The organism is Desulfonatronospira sp., from assembly GCA_003563255.1.
Taxonomy (GTDB): Bacteria; Desulfobacterota; Desulfovibrionia; order Desulfovibrionales; family Desulfonatronovibrionaceae; genus Desulfonatronospira.
The window spans coordinates 1-3,315 of the sequence record PWSL01000400.1; the positions used below are offsets into that span (position 1 = coordinate 1).

The following is a 3,315-nucleotide window of genomic DNA, read 5'->3' on the forward strand; positions in this document are numbered from 1 at the left end:
CCGTGTTCAATTCTGGTCAGTTCATCAAGAACAACTTGTGCTCCGTACAGGGTATCAAGGAGTTCAAGGGGTCTTTGCAGGTTAAGGGCCGGACTCGGCGTGGACATCCAGGCCATGAGAAGCTCCCGGTCTTCAAAGACCTCCACGCCCCTGGCGTACACCTCTGCAATACGCAGAATGCTTTCAGAAACCGCGCTGCCAAAACGTTCATCCCTGTCCAGTCTCTGCACCGATCTTAATGAAATGGGCAGGAATTTTACAAGTTTGTTTATCGAAATACCTGTAAATTCTGATAGGTGCTCAAGGGAAGCCTTGCTGAGTCCCCGTTTGCTCAGGTCTATAAGATCAAACTGGCTTTTGATGCCATGGTCCAGGACATCCTCACCGCCAAGGATGTTTTCCAGATAAGAAACATACATGGTCAAACCCTCACTGCTTAGACATTTGTCAGAATAAGTAGTGACAAATGTCAGACAAGTCAAGATATCAGGAAAGCCACAATGAAAAGGAAGCTCATATCATTTCTGGGGACCGGTTTTTACGACACGGCCAGCTTTTATCATGAGTCTGAAAGCGGGTTACTGGAATATGAAACTCCATTCATCCAGCTAGCCCTGACCCATATTTTCAAGCCTGAAGAGGTTGTTGTTTTTTTAACACCTGAGGCTGAAAAGATGAACTGGCTGGGAGAGGAGAAAAAGAAAAGCAGGCATAACGGGAAGGAATATCCGGAAACAGGCTTGAAGGGCCTCTCGCAAAAGCTTTTTCCTGAAGTGTCCTTTGTGCCTGTTTTCATTCCTGGGGAACAGGGAGAAAAGGAAACATGGGAAATTTTTGAAAAATTCCATTCCCAGCTACAGCCCGGAGACAGTGTGCTTTTTGATATTACGCATTCCTTCAGATCAATTCCAGTCATTGGTCTGGCCTGTCTTCAATACGCCGGCTCATTCAAAGACATTCGGCTACAAGGGATCTATTACGGCAATTGGGAAGCCAGGACAGAAAAGGAACCTGAAAAGGCTCCCCTGGCACCCATTGAGGACGTGACTTCCTTTGTGGGTCTGATGGATTGGAGCCATGCTGTCAGGGAGTTTCAAAACCACGGCCAGGTGGTAGCACTTCTTGAACTTCTCGAAGCCGAAATCCTGCCGCGAAAAAAGCAGTCCCAAGGCAAAGATGAAGAGACCCGGCTGCTGAGCAGGCTTGGAGGGATTCTGCGTGATACCCGGTCCAACATAGCCACCTGCAGGGGTCGTGATATTTATACCAGGGAGCCATGTCAGGAAGCCGCAGATATTGTCAGGAAGCTTCAGGGATCTCCCAGTACCGTCCCAGCCTTTTATCCTTTGCTGGAACTGGTTCTGGCCAAACTTGAGCAGCTGCGAGGCCCTGAAATGAACGTCAGCGATGAAGTTCGTAAGGGGTTTGGCGCAGTAGGCTGGTGCCTGGAACACGGTCTGGTGCAGCAGGCCTATACACTGCTTCAGGAAAACATGAAGACCTGGCTGTGTCAGAGGTTCGGCCTTGATTATACGCTAAGAAGTGAGCGTGACTTGGTGGGTCAGGCCATGACATTGAGCAGAACCCCTGAAAACGAGTGGCGTGGTGAGGCAGGTAAAAGACCTGACAAGGTTAAACAGATCCAGAAACAGGTGAATCAGGAAATTGTCAAGCTTTATGACGAACTGAACCAGAAAAGAAACGACCTGAACCACGCAGGCATGGTTGATTGTGTTGCAGCCAGAAATCTGGAATCAAAAATCAGGCATCTTCATGAACAATTGATTTCTAATATCGGGTCAACCCAAGAATAAAGCCATTAATCATAATATATCAATATTGTCGCAGGCCAGAATTGTTTTGCTTAAGAAAAAAGAACAATTGCCTCTTCTGTTCCGGCTAGATGAGCCTACTACTACCTGTTTTTGGGGCTGGATGACCTGATACGCAAGTTCCATGGCAGGGTCAAAAAAACAGGTCACTTTTTGCGCCAAGGTCGGGGCATGCTGCAAAAACGTCTTGGGATGTGGCGGAGAATTTTTTGAAAATAATTGTTTTGGAGCCGTATATTGGTTCTGCAGCTTTAAGGTGAACATCCGGTCCCGACGAACCGATCTTGGGTTTTTGTCCAATTATATCCAATTTTATTAGCAGCAGGATGAGCATGTCGTTTTTTTCGAAAATAATAATGTTTAAGATCAGACCGCATGAGGTGAAAGATGATTTTAACCCGGTTTAATAACATTGAGAAACTTAAATTCACAGTTGAGTTTCTTTCCCCGACATTTCTAGGGGGTGCAGATCAAAATGCCGAGTTACGTTCAGCACCGTTTAAAAATCTGCTTCGGCAATGGTGGCGTATAGCACTTGGAGATTTGGAAACGCATGATCTTCGTAAGCAAGAAGGACGATTATTTGGGTCAGTATCAGGGAATGACTCTGCTGAAGCCAGCAAGGTAAGACTATCTCTTCTTCCCAATAACAATTTCAAAATCAGCGAAAGCATGTCATCAATTGGCACATTAAAACATCCCGAAGTAAAAAACCGCCAAGGCAGATTGATCCCGCTTGAGCGTCTTCTCTACTTGGGTTACGGACCAATCTACATGAAACCTAAAGAAGGTGGAGGGCCAAAACTAGGTTTTCGTCGATTCATAACACCGGGGTCAAATGCTAGTCTACGTATTTATTGTCCTAAACAGAACCACGATGAAATCCTGCAAGCCATGTCTCTAATTCATCATTTCGGGACCATCGGTGGAAGAAGCCGTAACGGTTTTGGATCGATAGCCCTGTCTTGCAGACATCTGCTTTCATTTGAGAGTGTTGTGGCAAAAGCTAAGGGATTTGATCTAGTTATGGGGTTCAGCGAAAAAAAGTACCCAAGTGCACTTAGCAAAGATTCTAAAGGGCTTTTGTGCTGGGAGTACTCTCAAAACGATATGACATGGGAAAACGTGTTTAAGATCTTTTCGGAGATATACATGCTGGTTAGAACCTCTTTTCCATTTAAACAGCGTAACACATTGGAGCCGCGGCATATTCTTGGATATCCGGCCGGGCGTAACCACCATGTTCACGAGTGGGGCGGAGCAACCGGCCGCAGGCCTTCTCAGCTTCGGCTAATGGTCAAACGCAATGATCAGGGGCAGGTGATTGGACGGATTCTGCATCTGCCTCACCCTATGCACCGTTGGAATACGAAAATCGCCAAGGAAGCTGAGCTTTGGAAAAAAGTACATGCGTTTCTGGACGCACGCAATGAACTCCAACGTTGTGGAGGTGGGCAATGAGCCGAGGCGACTATTGGCAGCA

At 46.6% G+C, this 3,315-nt stretch carries 4 protein-coding genes; 2 read left to right on the forward strand and 2 right to left on the reverse strand.

Features of this window, described 5'->3' with window-relative positions:
- The coding region (locus QZP87_RS11570; RefSeq protein WP_291323080.1) for an antitoxin Xre/MbcA/ParS toxin-binding domain-containing protein at positions 1-419 on the reverse strand (419 nt) is incomplete at its 3' end.
- 81 nt (positions 420-500) lie between these two features.
- On the opposite strand from QZP87_RS11570, the gene csx2 reads away from it, so the two are divergent.
- Positions 501-1,814 carry a TIGR02221 family CRISPR-associated protein gene (gene csx2, locus QZP87_RS11575; RefSeq protein ID WP_291323081.1) on the forward strand — a complete coding sequence of 438 codons (1,314 nt, stop codon included), beginning with the start codon at positions 501-503 and terminating at the stop codon, positions 1,812-1,814.
- A 151-nt stretch (positions 1,815-1,965) separates the two neighbouring features.
- Here the strand turns inward: csx2 and QZP87_RS11580 are convergent, their stop codons facing one another.
- Complete coding sequence (locus QZP87_RS11580; RefSeq protein ID WP_291323082.1) at positions 1,966-2,166, reverse strand: hypothetical protein; 201 nt, start codon at positions 2,164-2,166, stop codon at positions 1,966-1,968.
- Between the two features lie 53 nt (positions 2,167-2,219).
- Here QZP87_RS11580 and QZP87_RS11585 point away from each other — a divergent pair, with 53 nt between their 5' ends.
- Positions 2,220-3,293, forward strand: coding sequence for an RAMP superfamily CRISPR-associated protein (locus QZP87_RS11585; protein ID WP_291323083.1), 1,074 nt, complete (start codon positions 2,220-2,222; stop codon positions 3,291-3,293).
- Positions 3,294-3,315: the final 22 nt, after the last annotated feature.